General features: G+C 64.7%; 14 protein-coding genes. 9 read left to right on the forward strand and 5 right to left on the reverse strand.

Annotation, left to right across the window (positions count from 1 at the left end):
- Positions 1-185: 185 nt before the first annotated feature.
- Positions 186-647, reverse strand: a complete 462-nt coding sequence (locus FFS18_RS02610) for an Hsp20 family protein (RefSeq protein ID WP_120217686.1) — start codon at positions 645-647, stop codon at positions 186-188.
- Positions 648-835: 188 nt separating this feature from the next.
- Between FFS18_RS02610 and gpmA the strand changes: the two genes are divergently transcribed.
- On the forward strand, positions 836-1,522 hold the full coding sequence (gene gpmA / locus FFS18_RS02615; protein ID WP_137869653.1) for a 2,3-diphosphoglycerate-dependent phosphoglycerate mutase: 687 nt from the start codon (positions 836-838) through the stop codon (positions 1,520-1,522).
- A 54-nt stretch (positions 1,523-1,576) separates the two neighbouring features.
- Here gpmA and FFS18_RS02620 read toward each other — a convergent pair whose 3' ends face one another.
- The 3 genes from FFS18_RS02620 to FFS18_RS02630 form a co-directional block, all read right to left on the reverse strand.
- Positions 1,577-3,700, reverse strand: a complete 2,124-nt coding sequence (locus FFS18_RS02620; RefSeq protein ID WP_137869654.1) for a TonB-dependent receptor — start codon at positions 3,698-3,700, stop codon at positions 1,577-1,579.
- 162 nt (positions 3,701-3,862) lie between these two features.
- Entirely contained in the window at positions 3,863-4,705 is an 843-nt protein-coding gene (dapD, locus tag FFS18_RS02625; protein ID WP_137869655.1) for a 2,3,4,5-tetrahydropyridine-2,6-dicarboxylate N-succinyltransferase, read from the reverse strand.
- Positions 4,702-5,379 (reverse strand): pyrimidine 5'-nucleotidase, encoded by a 678-nt coding sequence (locus FFS18_RS02630; RefSeq protein WP_120218359.1) that lies wholly within the window; start codon positions 5,377-5,379, stop codon positions 4,702-4,704. Before FFS18_RS02630 ends, dapD begins: the two co-directional genes overlap by 4 nt.
- A gap of 232 nt (positions 5,380-5,611) precedes the next feature.
- Here FFS18_RS02630 and FFS18_RS02635 point away from each other — a divergent pair, with 232 nt between their 5' ends.
- Both FFS18_RS02635 and FFS18_RS02640 read left to right on the forward strand, forming a co-directional pair.
- On the forward strand, positions 5,612-7,978 hold the full coding sequence (locus FFS18_RS02635) for a S8 family peptidase (RefSeq protein ID WP_137869656.1): 2,367 nt from the start codon (positions 5,612-5,614) through the stop codon (positions 7,976-7,978).
- Positions 7,979-8,020: 42 nt separating this feature from the next.
- Positions 8,021-9,322, forward strand: a complete 1,302-nt coding sequence (locus tag FFS18_RS02640; protein WP_137869657.1) for a metal-dependent hydrolase family protein — start codon at positions 8,021-8,023, stop codon at positions 9,320-9,322.
- 147 nt (positions 9,323-9,469) lie between these two features.
- Here the strand turns inward: FFS18_RS02640 and FFS18_RS02645 are convergent, their stop codons facing one another.
- Entirely contained in the window at positions 9,470-9,970 is a 501-nt protein-coding gene (locus tag FFS18_RS02645; protein ID WP_137869658.1) for a DNA-deoxyinosine glycosylase, read from the reverse strand.
- 306 nt (positions 9,971-10,276) lie between these two features.
- Here FFS18_RS02645 and rpsL point away from each other — a divergent pair, with 306 nt between their 5' ends.
- The 6 genes from rpsL to rplC all read left to right on the forward strand — a co-directional run bounded on the left by rpsL (position 10,277) and on the right by rplC (position 16,237).
- Positions 10,277-10,648: a 30S ribosomal protein S12 gene (gene rpsL / locus FFS18_RS02650; protein WP_058805196.1), complete on the forward strand. Its 372-nt coding sequence runs from the start codon at positions 10,277-10,279 to the stop codon at positions 10,646-10,648.
- Positions 10,649-10,721: 73 nt separating this feature from the next.
- Positions 10,722-11,192, forward strand: coding sequence for a 30S ribosomal protein S7 (gene rpsG, locus FFS18_RS02655; protein WP_033074359.1), 471 nt, complete (start codon positions 10,722-10,724; stop codon positions 11,190-11,192).
- 104 nt (positions 11,193-11,296) lie between these two features.
- A complete protein-coding gene (fusA, locus tag FFS18_RS02660) occupies positions 11,297-13,390 on the forward strand; it encodes an elongation factor G (protein WP_120217692.1) in 2,094 nt (697 codons plus the stop codon).
- 119 nt (positions 13,391-13,509) lie between these two features.
- Positions 13,510-14,703: an elongation factor Tu gene (gene tuf, locus FFS18_RS02665; protein ID WP_120217693.1), complete on the forward strand. Its 1,194-nt coding sequence runs from the start codon at positions 13,510-13,512 to the stop codon at positions 14,701-14,703.
- Positions 14,704-14,850: 147 nt separating this feature from the next.
- Complete coding sequence (gene rpsJ / locus FFS18_RS02670) at positions 14,851-15,162, forward strand: 30S ribosomal protein S10 (protein WP_011543089.1); 312 nt, start codon at positions 14,851-14,853, stop codon at positions 15,160-15,162.
- 298 nt (positions 15,163-15,460) lie between these two features.
- Positions 15,461-16,237, forward strand: a complete 777-nt coding sequence (rplC, locus tag FFS18_RS02675; RefSeq protein WP_137869659.1) for a 50S ribosomal protein L3 — start codon at positions 15,461-15,463, stop codon at positions 16,235-16,237.
- Positions 16,238-16,239: the final 2 nt, after the last annotated feature.

Here is a 16,239-nt window from a genome sequence, read left to right on the forward strand (position 1 = left end):
TGGCAAGGAAAAGGCCGCTTCGCGGAAAGGCCGACATCTTCGTGTCTTCGTGCGAAACAACTGGTCAAATCGACCTCGCTCAAGATGCTCCGCTTGTCGGGCAAGCTGCCCAAACGAAAAAGGGGTCCGGAAGGGACTCCGGACCCCGCTCATATACCCCGTGCGGGGTATGGACTGCGGCCAGATTACGCCGCCTGCTTGTCCTCGACCAACGTCGGGGTCGCATTGCCGCCGATCGCGATCTTGTGCGGCTTCATCGCCTCGGGCACTTCGCGCACCAGGTCGATGATCAGCAGCCCGTCAGCCAGGTCGGCAGCGCTCACGCGCACGAAATCGGCGAGCTGGAAGCGGCGCTCGAACGCGCGCGTCGCGATGCCGCTATACAGCAGCTGACGGCCTTCGCCTTCGGCGACCGGCGCCTTGCGGCCGCTGACGGTCAGCATATTCTGCTGCGCAACGATCTCGATTTCGTCGCTCTTGAACCCGGCAACCGCGACGGTGATCCGGAAATGGTCGTCGGCGACCTTCTCGATGTCGAACGGCGGATAATTTTCGGCGCCCGAACCGCTTGTTTCCAGAAAATCGAACAACCGGTCGAAGCCGACGGTCGAACGGCGATAGGGGGTCCAGTCAAAGCTGTTACGCATGGTCTTTCTTCCTTTCTCAAAAGCGAAGTCAGGGACCGCGGCGGCGCGCCGCGATCGCCACCCGGCCCCGTATCGGCGACCGGATGCTGCAAATCTGGGTGCGCTTGAAACCAATTCAAGGGGGCGATTGGCGTTCGCCGAAAAGCCGCGCTAAGGGGCTGCGAAACCCTCCAGCGCAAGGATCCGAAATGCCCCAGCTCATCCTCATTCGTCACGGCCAGTCGCAATGGAACCTCGAAAATCGCTTCACCGGCTGGTGGGATGTCGATGTCACCGAAAAGGGCGCGGCCGAGGCTTGGGCAGCGGGCGAATTGATGAAGGCGAAGGGGATCGCGCCCGACACCTGCTTCACCTCGGTCCAGTCGCGCGCGATCAAGACGCTCAACCTTGCGCTCGAAGCGATGGGACGGCTGTGGCTGCCGGTGACCAAGGACTGGCGTTTGAACGAGCGCCATTATGGCGGGCTGACCGGGCTCGACAAGGCCGAGACCGCGGCGAAGCATGGCGATGAACAGGTCAAGATCTGGCGCCGCAGCTTCGACATTCCGCCGCCGCCGCTCGAAGCCGGCTCACCGTGGGATCTGGCGAGCGACCCGCGCTACGCCGGCATCGCGATCCCGTCGACCGAAAGCCTGAAGGACACGATCGAACGCGTCCTTCCCTATTATGAAAGCGCGATCGCGCCCCAGCTTGCAACCGGCAAGACGGTGTTGATCTCGGCGCATGGCAACAGCCTGCGCGCGCTGGTCAAGCATCTGTCGGGCATTTCGGACGCCGACATCACCGGCCTCGAAATCCCGACCGGCCAGCCGATCGTTTACGAGCTGAACGCCGATTTGACCGCGCGCGAACGCTATTATCTGAGCGAGCGGTAAAAGGCGGCCTCACGCCCTTCTCTCGTCATCCCGGCGCTGCCGGGATGACGGTGCTCAAAGCGTCCCGGTCACGGTGAGCTGGAAATATCGTCCGAACTCGCGCCGACGGCTTTCGCTGAACGCAATCGGCCCGTTGCGCCGGTCGACAAAGACCGTGCGATCGAACCGGTTCTTTTGTCCGGCAAGATTGCGGTAGGTCAGCCTGACCGTGAAACCCGCGACATCCTTATGCTCGACAAAGGCGGCAACAAACGCGCCGTCATTATATTCATTTTCGATCGCATTGAGCCGCACATTGGGGCTGAAATGTTCGTCGAAATAACTGGCTCCCCAAGCGAGCTCTGAACCCGGGATGTCGTGGCGCAGGCTGACATCGACCAGATACTCCTGCCCCTCGCTCTGATCGCGCCAACTGCCCGTCAGCGGATCCCGCACGCGGTTGCGGCGCCAGGTCAGGTCGCTGTTGATGCGCGCGCCTTTCCAGCCCAGCCGGTCGAGCAGCAGCGTCGCCTTTGAACTGATGCGATAAAGATGCGCACCCGGCAGATTGCCGCGGCCTTCGGTGGTCGGCGACAGCGGGATCTGGTCGACCAGATCCTGCGCATAGGCATAAGCGAAGGCGACCGAGGCGTTGCCCCATGCGCTCAGGTCCTGGACGAACTCCAGCTCGGTGCGGTTGACCACCGGCGGCACCAGCAGGCCGTTGCCGCCGTTGCCCTGGCCGTTGGCGACATCGACTGAACTCGCAAAATCGAAGAAGTTGAGCTGGTCGACGCGGCGCTGGAGCTGATAGTTGATCGTGGTCCGCGGCCCGACCTTCCACGCCAGCGCAAGCTTGCCTTTCGGCCGCACAAAGCGGCGCGTCAGGCCATCGGGACCCGATGACGACAGCGCGCTATATTCGGCGCCAAGGTTGATCTGCGCGGTGAGGTTCGGCGCCAGTGCGCGCCCCCAAGTCAGCGATGCTTCGCCGCGCTTTTCCTCGACCCTGGTCTTTTCACCGCCGAAGATGACGGGCAGGAAGCTGCCGTCGGGCTGGAGCGTCGCGAACTCGGCATCGACGTCGAGTGTATTATACGCCCCCTCCAGCGCGACCTGCCAGTCGGTGCCGCCTGCGGTGCGCCAGCCATATTCACCGCGCAGGATCGATTCGCCCTCGTCGGCGGTCTGGGTGAACCGCTCGCCGCTGCGCCCGCCAATCGCCCTGTCGACGATGAACGTGTCGACATTGGGGCTATGTTCGAACCGGTAGAGTCCGATCAGTTTGAGCCGTCCTTGGCCGAGCCCGAATTCATAATCGCCGCCGACGTCGAAATTATGCTCGTCTTCGACCGATTTGAACGTCTCGCGCAAAGTGCCGTTTGTTGGCCCCACCGCGACGCTGCTCGCCGCATCGACGAGCTTCTGCAACTGGCCGCCCAGATTGAAATTCCACTTGTCGCCGCCGGCCGTCGTGCGCGCGAGAGCCAGGGCGAGACGCGGCCTGTCACCGCGGTAGCTGGCCAACTCGTCGCGCGTGGATTGCCGCACGCCGTTGCCGTCAAACCGTTGCTCCGGACCCCAATGGCCATTCCGGTTGGCTTCATTCTTCAGGCTGAGCGTCACATGGGTGCCGCCGATCGTGCCGGTCGTCGAAACCTCGCCGTTCAGCCAATTGTCGTCGAGCCGTGGGCGCCAGTCGGGTTGCCAGCGGATTGTGGTCGTGAACCGCGCCTGTGCCGTGCCCGCGACCAGGACGACATTGGCGACCTGGCCCGTCAAGCCTGGAACATTCAGGCTGGCCCCGTCGACAATATCGACATAGGCGACCTGCGAGGCGGCAATGCGTTGCAGCGCGCTGCGCGCGTCGGTCGATTTATTGGCGATACGCTCGCCGTTGATCAGGACATTCTCGGTCGCCGCACCCAGCCCGCGGGCGCCCCCGTTGGTGCCGGTGACGATCACGAATCCCGGCACCTTTTCGACCATGTCGAGAGCGGTGCGCGGCGAAAAGCTGGCGAAATCGCCGGGGGTGTAACGCTGCGCGCCGTCGGCCGGAGCCGGAACCGCAGTGGCAGCGGTAGCGGTAGCGGTAGCGTCTCCGGCCACCGGCTCGGCGCTCTGCGCAACCGCAAGTTGAGGCGCCAACAATCCCATGGCCATCGCTAACGTCGATGCCCCTGCGGTCATCCGCATCATAATCCCTCCCTCGGCGCTGTCGCTTCGACACAGCACCCGCGGCGATCGTTTTCAGGGGCTGGAAGTCAAAAGCTTATCCACCAACGCCGCGCGAATTTCGACGAGCACGTTGCACCGGTACCTCGACGTACACAGCGCGCGATGGCTGGTGTGCCGCGAAACTCAATCGCGCAGCAGCTCGTTGATCCCGGTCTTGGCGCGCGTCTTGGCATCGACGCGCTTGACGATCACGGCGCAGTAAAGCGACGGCCCCGGCGTCCCGTCGGGCAGCGGCTTGCCGGGCAGCGATCCGGGCACGACGACCGAATAGGCCGGAACCTCGCCCATGAAGACCTCGCCCGTCGCGCGGTCGATAATCTTGGTCGAGGCGCCGAGATAGACCCCCATCGACAGCACCGCGCCCTCGCGCACGATCACCCCCTCGGCGACTTCGGCGCGCGCGCCGATGAAGGCGCCGTCCTCGATCACCACCGGGCCGGCCTGAAGAGGTTCCAGTACCCCGCCGATGCCGGCGCCGCCCGACAGATGGACGTTGGCGCCGATCTGGGCGCAGCTGCCGACGGTGGCCCAGGCGTCGACCATCGACCCCTCGCCGACATAGGCGCCAATATTGACGAAGCTCGGCATCAGCACGGCACCCTTGCTGATAAAGGCACCGCGGCGGACGATCGATCCGGGGACGGCGCGAAAGCCGGCGTCGCGGAAACGATTCTCGCACCAGCCGGCGAATTTCGACGGCACCTTGTCCCACCAGGTCGCGCCGCCGGGGCCGCCATCGATGATTGCCATGTCGTTGAGGCGGAACGACAGCAGCACCGCCTTTTTCAGCCACTGGTTGACCTGCCACGCGCCGTCCGCGTCGCGTGTCGCAACGCGATAGCTGCCGTCATCGAGCCCGGCGATCGCGGTGTCCACCGCCTCGCGCACCGCGCCGGTCGTCGTCAGGCCCAGCGTGTCGCGCGCGTCCCACGCGGCTTCGATCGTGCTTTGCAGGTCGCTGGTCATGAAATTCCCCATGGTAAAGGCAGGCTGTCGAGCCAGTCGGTGATGTCGTTCACATGAAAATCGACCTGATCCGGCAGGTGGTCGCGATGGCCGCTTTCGCTGCCATTGTCCAGCCAGACGGTGGTCATCCCCAGCGCCTTCGCCGGGGTCAGGTTACGCGCCATATCCTCGACGAACAGGCTGCGCGCCGGGTCGATACCCAGATGGGTGGTCATCATGGCATAGGCCGCGGGATCGGGCTTCGGCGTATAGGCGGTGGCGCGAATGTCGCAGATGCCGTCGAACAGGTCGGCAATGCCCCGCGCGTCGAGCACGCGCGCGGCATAATCGGCGTCGGCGTTGGTGAAGACCAGCTTGCGACCCGGCAGGCGCTCAAGCCCTGCACGAAGCCGCCCATCGGGCGCGATCCGGTCGAGCGCGATGTCATGGACGTCGACCAGAAAATCCTCGGGATCGACGTCATGGTGGCGCATCAGCCCCGCCATCGTCGTGCCATGATCATGAAAATATTGCTTTTGCACCCGCCGCGCCTCGACCGCGTCGACATTCAGCAAGCGCATGATGAACGCGCCCATCCGCGCGTCGATCAGGTCGAACAGCTTTGCCGACGGCGCATAGAGCGTGTTGTCGAGATCGAAGACCCAAGCGTCGATATGATCGAGGGGAACGGACATGGCGTGGCGGCGCATAAGGGCTGGGGTGGGCGGCGGCAAGCGCGAGCGTTTTACCGGACTGCAATATCTGTAGATATAGATGGGACGATGCTAGCTTGACCGTCATCCCGGCGAAGGCCGGAATCGCAACGACGCGTCGAAGTCAGAGGGCGAGATCCCGGCCTTCGCCGGGATGACGAAAGTCAGGGGAATGGCGATGGCCCAAGCGAACCGACCCGAAAATATCCGGCGGATGTCTGGCCGTCCCTTGTCGGCCTTGCTCAGCATCGCTGCGCTGTCGCTCGCCGGTTGTGGCGGCGGGGGCGGGGCGCGGCCTGCGCCGACCCCGGCGCCGCCCGCGGCTCCGGCACCGACCCCAACCCCCGTGCCGACTCCGACGCCCGCACCCACCCCGACCACGCCGCCGACGGGTAATTTCAACACCCCCGAAACGCGGCGATCGGATGGGGTGAATTTCCACGGCGCGATCACGGCCTATCAGGCGGGGGCGAGCGGGCAGGGCATTTTGGCGGGGGTCATCGACGACGGTATCGACGAAGACAGCCCGGAATTCGCCGGGCGCATTTCGTCCTTCTCGGCCGATCTTGCCGGATCGCGCGGAATCAATGGCGAAGGCACGCATGGCACCAATGTCGCGCAGATCCTGCTCGGGGCGAAAAACGACGCGGGGACGATGGGCATCGCCTACAACGCCAATCTGCTCGTGCTGCGCGCCGACCGGCCGGGAAGCTGCGCCACCGAGGATCCGGCCAACGACGAAAGCGGATGCCAGTTTCCCGAAAGCGCGATTGCCGCGGGGCTCGACCGCGCGATCAGCGCGGGCGCGCGCGTCGTCAATATCTCGCTGGGGGGCGACGATCCGCCCGGCGCAACGCTGCGCGGTGCGGTGCAACGCGCCACCGCCGCCGGCATCATCGTCGTCCTTTCGGCGGGGAATGAAGGCGACACCACCGCGGGCGGCAACGATCCCGACAACCCGGAACCTTTTGCGCAGGGGATGCGCGATGCCGGTGGCGGCCTGGTCATCATCGTCGGCCCGGTCGACGAAAATGGCGTCCGGTCGGACTTCAGCAACCGGGCCGGGATCTACGCCGGATCCTATCTGGCGGCGCTAGGCGAGGATGTTTGCTGCGCCTACAAGGATGGCGTGATCGAAACCGAGGGCAATTTTGTCTTCGTCATCAGCGGGACCAGCTTTGCGGCGCCGCAAGTCGCGGGCGCGGTGGCGCTCTTGGCGCAGGCATTTCCGAACCTGTCGAGCCAACAGATCGTGCAATTGCTCTATCAATCGGCGCGCGATGTGGGCGCAGCGGGCGACGACGCCGTGTACGGGCAGGGCATTCTCGACATCGCGCGCGCGTTCCAGCCGATGGGGGCGACGGCACTGGCGGGGACCGCGACGGCGGTCAATCTGGGCAGCGCGCTGGGGGTGCTTGGCGGGCCGATGGGCGACGCGGGGGCGGTCGGCACCGGGGCGACGGTCGGACTGGTCACCGACGGTTTCGGCCGCGCCTTCAACGTCGATTTCGGCCAGTCGCTGGCGCCGCGCCGCCCCGATTTCAAATTGTCGGGCGCGCTTGGCGGGTTGATCCGCCAGCAAAGCGCCGCCAGCCGGGCCACTGCCTTGTCGCTGGTGACCGCGACGGGGACGGGCAGGGGCGACGCGCTCGCCGGGCTGTCGTTTCACGACGCGCAGGCGGCGCGCACCCTTGCCGCATCGGTGGTGACGCCCCTCGACGCGCGGACGCGCATCGGCTTTGCGGCGGGGCGCGGGACGAGCGGATTGCTCGCGGGCGAACGCGGTGAAAGCGGCCATGCGATGCTGATCGGCGACGGCGCGCACGATGGGCTGGGCTTTGCCGCCAGCCCGGGTATCGGATCGATGCTGCGCCACAATATCGCGGCCAATCACCATGTCAGCATCGTCTTGGAAGACGGCTGGGTATCGGGTTCGCGCTGGCAGGACGATCCGCTGCTCCGTTACCGTTCTGCTCGCGACAGCCGGTACCAGCGGGTCGGCGCCGCGTGGGACGCCCGCTTCGGTTCCGCTCGCGCCGTGCTCGGCGGCAGCTGGCTGCGCGAATCGGACAGCCTGCTCGGCGCGCGGCTCGGCCCGGTGTTTGGGTCTCGCGGCGCAACCAGCCTGGTCGGCGATGCCAGCCTGGGCGTCACACTGACAAAGGGCTGGAGCCTGACGGGTGCCTGGCGACAAATGTGGACCCGTCCCGATCGCGCCGGGCTGGTTGCGGGCGGGGCGCTGTGGTCGTCGGCCTTCTCGGTCGACATCGCCAAGGCGGGATTGTTCCGCCCCGGCGACCGCGCCGCGCTTCGCATGGCCCAGCCGCTGCGTGTCGCGCGCGGCGGCGTCGACCTGATGCTGCCGGTCGCGCATGATTATGCCAGCGGGCGCACCGACTTCGCCCGTCGCCCCTATAATCTCGCGCCCACCGGGCGTGAACTGGTCGTCGAGGCGAGCTATGCGCTGTCGCTGCTCGGCGGCGACCTGATCGCCAACACATGGATCCGCCGCGATCCGGGCCACATCGCGGCGCTGCCCGACGACAAGGGCGCGGCGCTGCGTTTTACGCTGGGCTTCTGATCGGCTCTAACACTCCCCAAACGCAAATCAGGGGATGCCAGAATGAAACCGATCCATTGCCTTCCGCTCGCGCTGCTCGGCGCCGCGCTCGCGTCGCCGCTTGCGGCGCAGACGCCCGCGCGCACCGTGATTCACGCTGGACAATTGCTCGCCGAACCGGGCAAGCCGGTGCGCGGCGCCTCGACGATTGTCGTCGAAAATGGCCGGATCATTGCGGTAACCGACGGCTATCAACCCGCCGAACCCGGCGCGACGCTGATCGATCTCAAGGACAAATATGTCCTGCCCGGCCTGATCGACAGCCATGTCCATCTGACCAGCGATGCAGGCGGGATCGCCGGGCAGCTTGAGGATGTCACGCTCAGCCCCGCAGCGCAGGCGTTCAATGCGCAGGTCAACGGGATGAAGACGCTGCGCGCCGGTTTCACCACGGTCCGCAATCTTGGCGATGGCGACGGCGCGACCCTCGCGCTGCGCGATGCCATCCTGGCGGGCAAGGTGCAGGGGCCGCGCATCGTCGATGCGGGCGCCAGCATTTCGGGCAGCGCCGGGCATATGGACGGCTCCTTGGGCTATCGCGGCGAGCTGCGGCCCTTTTTCGCAGGCGCGGGCAACACCTGCAACGGCGCCGACGATTGCCGCCGCGCGGTGCGGCTCCAGGTCGGGCGCGGCGCCGACGTCATCAAATTCGCCTCGACCGGCGGGGTGAACAGCCGCATCGGCGCGGGCCTTGGCAAACAGATGTTCGATGATGAAGCGAGGGCGATCGTCGAAACCGCGCAATTGTTCGGGAAAAAGGTCGCGGTCCATGCGCATGGTGCCGACGGTATTCGCCTTGCGATCGATGCCGGGGCCGACTCGATCGAACATGGCACGATCCTCGATGAAGCGACGATCGCTGCGTGGGCGAAATCGAAGACCTATTATGTCCCGACGCTGTCGACCGTGAACGGCTACAAGGAACGCATCGCCGCCAATGCCGCGGCGTATGAACCCGATGTGCTGGCGAAGATCCAGTGGCGCATCGGCATCACCGGCAAGAGCCTGGAACAGCTTGTCCCGCGCGGGGTGAAGATCGCCTTCGGAACCGACGCCGGGGTGTCGAAGCACGGCCGCAACGGCGACGAGTTCGAGCTGATGGTCCAGCACGGCATGACCCCGGTCGCAGCGCTCAAGGCGGCGACGGTCAACGCCGCCGACCTGCTCGGCCTGTCGAACGAGATCGGCAGCATTGCCGTGGGCAAGAGCGCCGACATCATCGCGGTGGCGAGCGATCCGCTGGCCGACGTGCGGGTGCTGAAAAAGGTCGATTTCGTGATGGCGCGGGGAGCGGTGGTCCAGTGACCGCCCAAAATCCTCCCTGCCGCGTAGCGGTGGGGAGGGGGACCGCCCGTGAAACGGGTGGTGGAGGGGCGGCAACGTCGCGCCATGGCCCCTCCGTCAGCGCTTCGCGCTGCCACCTCCCCATCGCTGCGCGACAGGGAGGATCGTCTAATTCGCCAACGCCGCGCGCAACGCCAACCACTGCTCCTGCTTCGCCGCATAGCCGATCGTATTCGCGGCGCTGCTCGACGGCAGATCGACGAGCGCGAGGTCGTCGATCACCGGGAACTGCTTCCGCCCGATCGCCGCGGCCTTGCCACCATTGAACGCAATCATGCGCAGCTCAGGCAGCCCGGCGATCAGCGCCGCAAGGTCGTGCGCTTCGACCTCGCGAATCTCGCTGTCGCTGCTCGACCGGCGCGCCGCCGAACGGATCACGTCCCACAACCCGATTTTCGCCGCGCGTAACGCGGCAAGCCGGTTGTCGTAGCTCCGGTCGGCAAGTGGCTGCTCGATCACCGCACCGAGCAGGCGCCAGAACTGGTTCGTCGGATGGGCATAATATTGCCGCGCGGCGAGCGACCGTGCGCCCGGCAGGCTGCCGAGGATCAGCAGCCGCGTGTCCGGCGCGACATGGGGAGCGAAGCTGGCGTGGCGGGTGAGGGTCATGCGCGGTCGATAGCTCGCGCGAACCGGCGCAACAATATTGCCCACCCCTTGACCGCGACGGGAATCGGGTCTAGGGGCGCGCTCGACCGAAAAGGGCGGTTTGCCGCCTTTTTCAGTTGCAACAGCGCTTGAACATTGCTGGCGCGGATGGAGCCTCCGGGGATCAATTGCGATCGACCGGGGTCTTTTGCTGTTACAAGGTCGCCTGTTTTCCGCAGAATTCTGCGGGTTTCGGACCGATGCTTCATCCACCGCGGTACAGTAACCGTTCGCCCCGATGGGCGGACATGTAAAGGTGAAGCATTCATGCCCACGATCAACCAGCTGGTCCGCAAGGGCCGGACTCCCCAGAAGGTGAAGTCCAAAGTCCCGGCGATGGACGCGAACCCGCAGAAGCGCGGCGTTTGCACCCGTGTCTATACGACGACCCCGAAAAAGCCGAACTCGGCGCTCCGCAAGGTTGCCAAGGTCCGCCTGACCAACAGCCGCGAAGTCATCACCTACATCCCCGGCGAAGGCCACAACCTCCAGGAACACAGCGTCGTGCTGATCCGCGGCGGTCGTGTCCGCGACCTTCCCGGTGTGCGTTACCACGTCCTGCGCGGCGTGCTCGATACGCAGGGTGTGAAGGACCGCAAGCAGAGCCGTTCGAAGTACGGCGCGAAGCGTCCGAAGTAAGGACCGCTTTTTCGGCTATTTGATCATCCCGAGCCGCCTATGCGCCGGGATGCTGTTGTAAAAGGAATTACCCATGGCTCGTCGTCGTCGTCCTGAACGCCGCGAAATCCTGCCCGATCCCCGTTTCGGGGATGTCGTGCTGTCGAAATTCATGAACAGCGTCATGCTGGACGGGAAAAAGTCCGTCGCCGAAAGCATCGTTTACGGTGCGCTCGAATCGGTCGAAGCCCGCGCCAAGAAGGAACCGCTCGGCGTGTTCCACGAAGCGCTCGCGAACATTCGCCCGAACATCGAAGTCCGCAGCCGCCGCGTCGGCGGTGCGACCTATCAGGTTCCGGTCGAAGTCCGCCCCGACCGCGCGCAGGCGCTCGCGATCCGCTGGCTGATCACCGCCGCGCGCAACCGCAGCGAAACCACGATGGCCGCACGTCTGTCGGGCGAACTGCTCGACGCGTCGAACAACCGCGGCAATGCGGTCAAGAAGCGCGAAGACACGCACCGCATGGCCGAAGCCAACCGCGCTTTCAGCCACTACCGCTGGTAATTGCGGGGGCGCTCCCTGCGTAAGGGGACGTCTCGCAATCGTAACAATCGTTCCTATATCGGGGGTGGCTCCAAAGGCCTCCCCCCAAATCCAAGGAAAAGACCATGGCACGCAGCCATCCGCTCGAACGCTATCGCAATTTCGGTATCATGGCGCACATCGACGCCGGCAAGACCACCACGACCGAGCGTATCCTTTACTACACCGGCAAGTCCTACAAGATCGGCGAAGTCCATGACGGCGCTGCGACGATGGACTGGATGGAGCAGGAGCAGGAACGCGGCATCACGATCACGTCGGCCGCCACCACCTGCCTGTGGAAAGCCGACGAAGGTCAGGGTCCGGAACACCGCCTGAACATCATCGACACCCCCGGCCACGTCGACTTCACCATCGAAGTCGAGCGCTCGCTGCGCGTGCTCGACGGCGCGATCACCGCGTTCGACGGCGTTGCCGGCGTCGAGCCGCAGTCGGAAACCGTGTGGCGCCAGGCGGACAAGTACAAGGTTCCGCGGATGTGCTTCATCAACAAGCTCGACCGCACCGGCGCCGATTTCTATTATTGCGTCCAGACGATCATCGATCGCCTCGGTGCGACCCCGGCTGTGCTGTATCTGCCGATCGGTTCGGAAGGCGGCTTCAAGGGGCTCGTCGACCTCGTCAACGAACGCGCGATCATCTGGAAGGACGAAAGCCTCGGCGCCGAATTCTTCTATGAAGACATCCCCGCCGACCTCGCCGACAAGGCTGCCGAATATCGCGAAAAGCTCGTCGAACTCGCCGTCGAACAGGACGACGAGGCGATGGAAGCCTATCTCGACGGCACCGTCCCCGACGTCGCGACGCTCAAGAAGCTGATCCGCAAGGGGACGCTGGCGCAGGCGTTCGTTCCGGTCCTTTGCGGTTCGGCGTTCAAGAACAAGGGCGTCCAGACGCTGCTCGACGCGGTTGTCGACTATCTGCCTTCGCCGCTCGACATTCCTGACGTTCAGGGGATCAACCCCGACACCGACCAGCCCGACTCGCGTGAGACGTCGGACGCGGCGCCGTTGTCGCTGCTCGCGTTCAAGATCATGAACGACCCGTTCGTCGGCTCGCTCACCTTCGCGCGCATCTATTCGGGTACGCTCAACAAGGGCACGTATCTGAACTCGGTGAAGGACAAGAAGGAAAAGGTTGGCCGCATGCTGCTGATGCATGCGAACAGCCGCGAAGACATCGAAGAAGCCTATGCGGGCGACATCGTTGCGCTGGCCGGCCTCAAGGAAACCACCACCGGGGACACGCTCTGCGCGACCAACGCGCCGATCATCCTCGAGCGGATGGAATTCCCCGAGCCGGTGATCGAGCTGTCGGTGGAACCGAAGACCAAGGCCGACCAGGAACGCATGGGCATCGCGCTCAACCGCCTGGCCGCCGAGGATCCCTCGTTCCGCGTGTCGACCGACCATGAATCGGGCCAGACGATCATCAAGGGCATGGGCGAGCTTCACCTCGACATCCTCGTCGATCGCATGAAGCGCGAGTTCAAGGTCGAAGCGAACGTCGGCGCGCCGCAGGTGGCGTACCGCGAATCGCTCGCGAAGGCGGTCGACGTCGACTATACCCACAAGAAGCAGTCGGGCGGCTCGGGCCAGTTCGGCCGCGTCAAGGTCACCGTTTCGCCGGGCGAACGCGGCGCGGGCATCACCTTCATCGACGAGATCAAGGGCGGTAACATTCCGCGCGAATATATCCCGTCGGTCGAAAAGGGCATGCGCGAGTCGGCCGAAAACGGTCACATGATCGGCTTCCCGATCATCGACTTCGAAATCAAGCTCACGGACGGCGCGTATCACGACGTCGACTCGTCGGCGCTGGCGTTCGAAATCGCGGGCCGTGCGGCGATGCGCGAAGTGGCGGCAAAGGCCGGCATCAAGCTGCTCGAACCGGTGATGAAGGTCGAAGTCGTTACCCCTGAGGAATTCATGGGCGACGTGATCGGCGACCTTAACAGCCGTCGCGGGCAGATTCAGGGCACCGACAGCCGGGGTATCGCCCAGGTCGTCGAAGCGATCGTGCCGCTGGCGAACATGTTCGGTTATGTGAACCAGCTGCGCAGCTTCAGCCAGGGTCGCGCAAGCTACTCGATGCAATTCTCGCATTATGAAGAAGTGCCGACCAACGTCGCCGAAGAAGTGAAGGCCAAGATGGCCTGATGGGGTTGAAGCCGCGCGGGCTTGCACCGCGCGGCAAGACCCTCTAAGGGCGGCGCCTGATTCAGCAGGCTCGTCCAGGACTGATCAACGCAAACATTGAACAAGAAGGTTATACCATCATGGCCAAGGCTAAATTTGAGCGGACGAAGCCGCACTGCAACATCGGCACCATCGGTCACGTCGACCATGGCAAGACCTCGCTGACCGCAGCGATCACCAAGGTGCTCGCCGAAAACGTCGCCGGCAACGCCGCCGTCGACTTCGCCAACATCGACAAGGCTCCGGAAGAGCGCGAGCGCGGCATCACCATTTCGACCGCGCACGTCGAATATGAAACCGATGGCCGCCACTATGCGCACGTCGACTGCCCGGGCCACGCCGACTATGTGAAGAACATGATCACCGGTGCCGCCCAGATGGACGGCGCGATCCTCGTCGTGTCGGCCGCTGACGGCCCGATGCCGCAGACCAAGGAACACATCCTGCTCGCAAAGCAGGTCGGCGTTCCGACCATGGTCGTCTTCCTCAACAAGGTCGACCAGCTGGACGATCCCGAGCTGCTCGAACTCGTCGAGCTGGAAATCCGCGAAGAACTGTCGAAGCGCGACTTCGACGGCGACAATATTCCGATCATCCCGGGTTCGGCGCTCGCCGCCCTCGAAGGTCGCGACGACAACATCGGCAAGGACGCGATCCTGAAGCTGATGGCTGCCGTTGACGAATGGATCCCGCAGCCGGAACGTCCGCTCGACAAGCCCTTCCTGATGCCGATCGAAGACGTGTTCTCGATCTCGGGTCGTGGTACGGTTGTCACCGGCCGCGTCGAAACCGGCATCGTCAAGGTTGGTGAAGAAGTCGAAATCGTCGGCATCAAGGACACCAAGAAGACCGTCGTCACCGGCGTCGAAATGTTCCGCAAGCTGCTCGACCAGGGCCAGGCTGGCGACAACATCGGTGCGCTGATCCGTGGCGTTGGCCGTGAAGAAGTCGAGCGTGGCCAGGTTCTGGCGAAGCCCGGCTCGATCACCCCGCACACCGAGTTCACCTCGGAAGTGTACGTCCTGTCGAAGGACGAAGGTGGCCGTCACACGCCGTTCTTTGCGAACTATCGTCCGCAGTTCTACTTCCGCACCACCGACGTCACCGGCGAGGTCATCCTCCCCGAGGGCACCGAGATGGTCATGCCGGGCGACAACGTCCAGCTGTCGGTCAAGCTGATCGCCCCGATCGCCATGGACCAGGGTCTGCGCTTCGCGATTCGCGAAGGCGGCCGCACGGTCGGTGCAGGGGTTGTCGCGACCATCACAAAGTAATATAGGGCCGCGAGCCGCGCGATTCGGACCGATTCGCGCGGCTCGTAGCTTAAAGATTTTTGATGGCCGGACCGGCTTCCTCGAGGGGGCCGGTACAGGCCATTTCGGCTCTTTCGCATCGTCAGACGGGATTCGACTGGAACAGTCATGGAAACGCAGAATATTCGCATTCGCCTGAAGGCCTTTGATCACCGCGTGCTCGATCAGGCCACCACCGACATCGCCGACACGGCGCGTCGTACCGGAGCGCTTATTCGCGGCCCGATCCCGCTGCCGACGCGCATTGAAAAATTCACCGTGAACCGCGGCCCGCACATCGACAAGAAGTCGCGCGAGCAGTTCGAGGTGCGTACCCACAAGCGGCTGCTCGACATCGTGCAGCCCACCCCGCAGACGGTCGACGCGCTGATGAAGCTCGACCTTGCCGCGGGCGTGAACGTCGAAATCAAGTTGGCCTAAGCCAACGCAGCCCTCGCAATAGCGAGGGTCTCTATCGGCAGCTGCTTCGGTGGCTGCATTTGTCCGGAGTGATCCGGACCGACGATAGGGTGGATACCGCCGGACCGCTTCTTCGAAGCATCAGGGTCCGGGCTGCGTCCCCCGTCTCGCCGCTTCTCCTTCGGGAAGGCGGCACCTCAGCCCGGACGGGGCGATGCATAAAAATTTGGGCTGGGAGGGTTCCGTCGGGGCAATGTCCCAATGGGTCCCGCAAGCCGTGCGGAATGGTCCGCCCGGCCTCTGTTGAGGAGTATTGATCATGCGGACTGGCGTGATCGCGAAGAAAATGGGGATGACCCGCCTGTTTCAGGACGACGGCCGCCATGTGCCCGTCACCGTCCTGAGCCTCGAAGGCTGCCAGGTCATTTCCGTGCGCGAACAAGAACGCGACGGCTATGTTGCCGTCCAGCTCGGTGCCGGCTCGGCGAAGGCGAAGAATGTTGCGAAGCCGCAGCGTGGCGCTTTCGGCAAGGCCGAAGTCGAACCCAAGGCGAAGGTCGTTGAATTCCGCGTCGCTGACGACGCGACGCTCGACGTCGGCGCCGAACTGTCGGCCGACCATTTCGTCGCCGGCCAGATCGTCGACATCCAGGGTGTGACCCAGGGTAAGGGCTTTGCCGGTGCGATGAAGCGCTGGGGTTTCGGCGGTATGCGCGCGAGCCACGGTGTTTCGATCAGCCACCGTGCGCATGGTTCGACCGGTAACCGCCAGGATCCGGGCCGCGTCTTCAAGAACAAGAAGATGGCCGGCCACATGGGCGCGCGCAACCGCACCCAGCAGAATCTCGAAATCGTCCGCACCGACGCCGAGCGCGGCCTTCTCTTCGTCAAGGGCTCGGTCCCTGGCTCGAAGGGCGGCTGGCTGATGGTCCGCGATGCGGTCAAGCTGCCGCGCCACCCCGAAGCCCCCTATCCGGCGGGCATCAAGAGCGCCGCGAACGCCAATCACGAAGCCCCGGCTGATGCGCCGGTCGAAACCCCGGTCGAAGAAACCGTGGTCGACACCGCCGCCACCGACGGCGCACAGGAGTCCTGATC

Origin of the sequence: Sphingopyxis sp. 2PD, from assembly GCF_005503695.1 — a bacterium.
Lineage (GTDB): Bacteria > Pseudomonadota > Alphaproteobacteria > Sphingomonadales > Sphingomonadaceae > Sphingopyxis.

Excerpts from the sequence above, each read along its gene's own strand:
- FFS18_RS02610 (WP_120217686.1), bottom strand. The coding sequence starts at position 647 with ATGCGTAACAGCTTTGACTGGACCCCCTATCGCCGTTCGACCGTCGGC.
- gpmA (WP_137869653.1), top strand. The coding sequence starts at position 836 with ATGCCCCAGCTCATCCTCATTCGTCACGGCCAGTCGCAATGGAACCTC.
- FFS18_RS02620 (WP_137869654.1), bottom strand. The coding sequence starts at position 3,700 with ATGATGCGGATGACCGCAGGGGCATCGACGTTAGCGATGGCCATGGGA.
- dapD (WP_137869655.1), bottom strand. The coding sequence starts at position 4,705 with ATGACCAGCGACCTGCAAAGCACGATCGAAGCCGCGTGGGACGCGCGC.
- FFS18_RS02630 (WP_120218359.1), bottom strand. The coding sequence starts at position 5,379 with ATGTCCGTTCCCCTCGATCATATCGACGCTTGGGTCTTCGATCTCGAC.
- FFS18_RS02635 (WP_137869656.1), top strand. The coding sequence starts at position 5,612 with ATGTCTGGCCGTCCCTTGTCGGCCTTGCTCAGCATCGCTGCGCTGTCG.
- FFS18_RS02640 (WP_137869657.1), top strand. The coding sequence starts at position 8,021 with ATGAAACCGATCCATTGCCTTCCGCTCGCGCTGCTCGGCGCCGCGCTC.
- FFS18_RS02645 (WP_137869658.1), bottom strand. The coding sequence starts at position 9,970 with ATGACCCTCACCCGCCACGCCAGCTTCGCTCCCCATGTCGCGCCGGAC.
- rpsL (WP_058805196.1), top strand. The coding sequence starts at position 10,277 with ATGCCCACGATCAACCAGCTGGTCCGCAAGGGCCGGACTCCCCAGAAG.
- rpsG (WP_033074359.1), top strand. The coding sequence starts at position 10,722 with ATGGCTCGTCGTCGTCGTCCTGAACGCCGCGAAATCCTGCCCGATCCC.
- fusA (WP_120217692.1), top strand. The coding sequence starts at position 11,297 with ATGGCACGCAGCCATCCGCTCGAACGCTATCGCAATTTCGGTATCATG.
- tuf (WP_120217693.1), top strand. The coding sequence starts at position 13,510 with ATGGCCAAGGCTAAATTTGAGCGGACGAAGCCGCACTGCAACATCGGC.
- rpsJ (WP_011543089.1), top strand. The coding sequence starts at position 14,851 with ATGGAAACGCAGAATATTCGCATTCGCCTGAAGGCCTTTGATCACCGC.
- rplC (WP_137869659.1), top strand. The coding sequence starts at position 15,461 with ATGCGGACTGGCGTGATCGCGAAGAAAATGGGGATGACCCGCCTGTTT.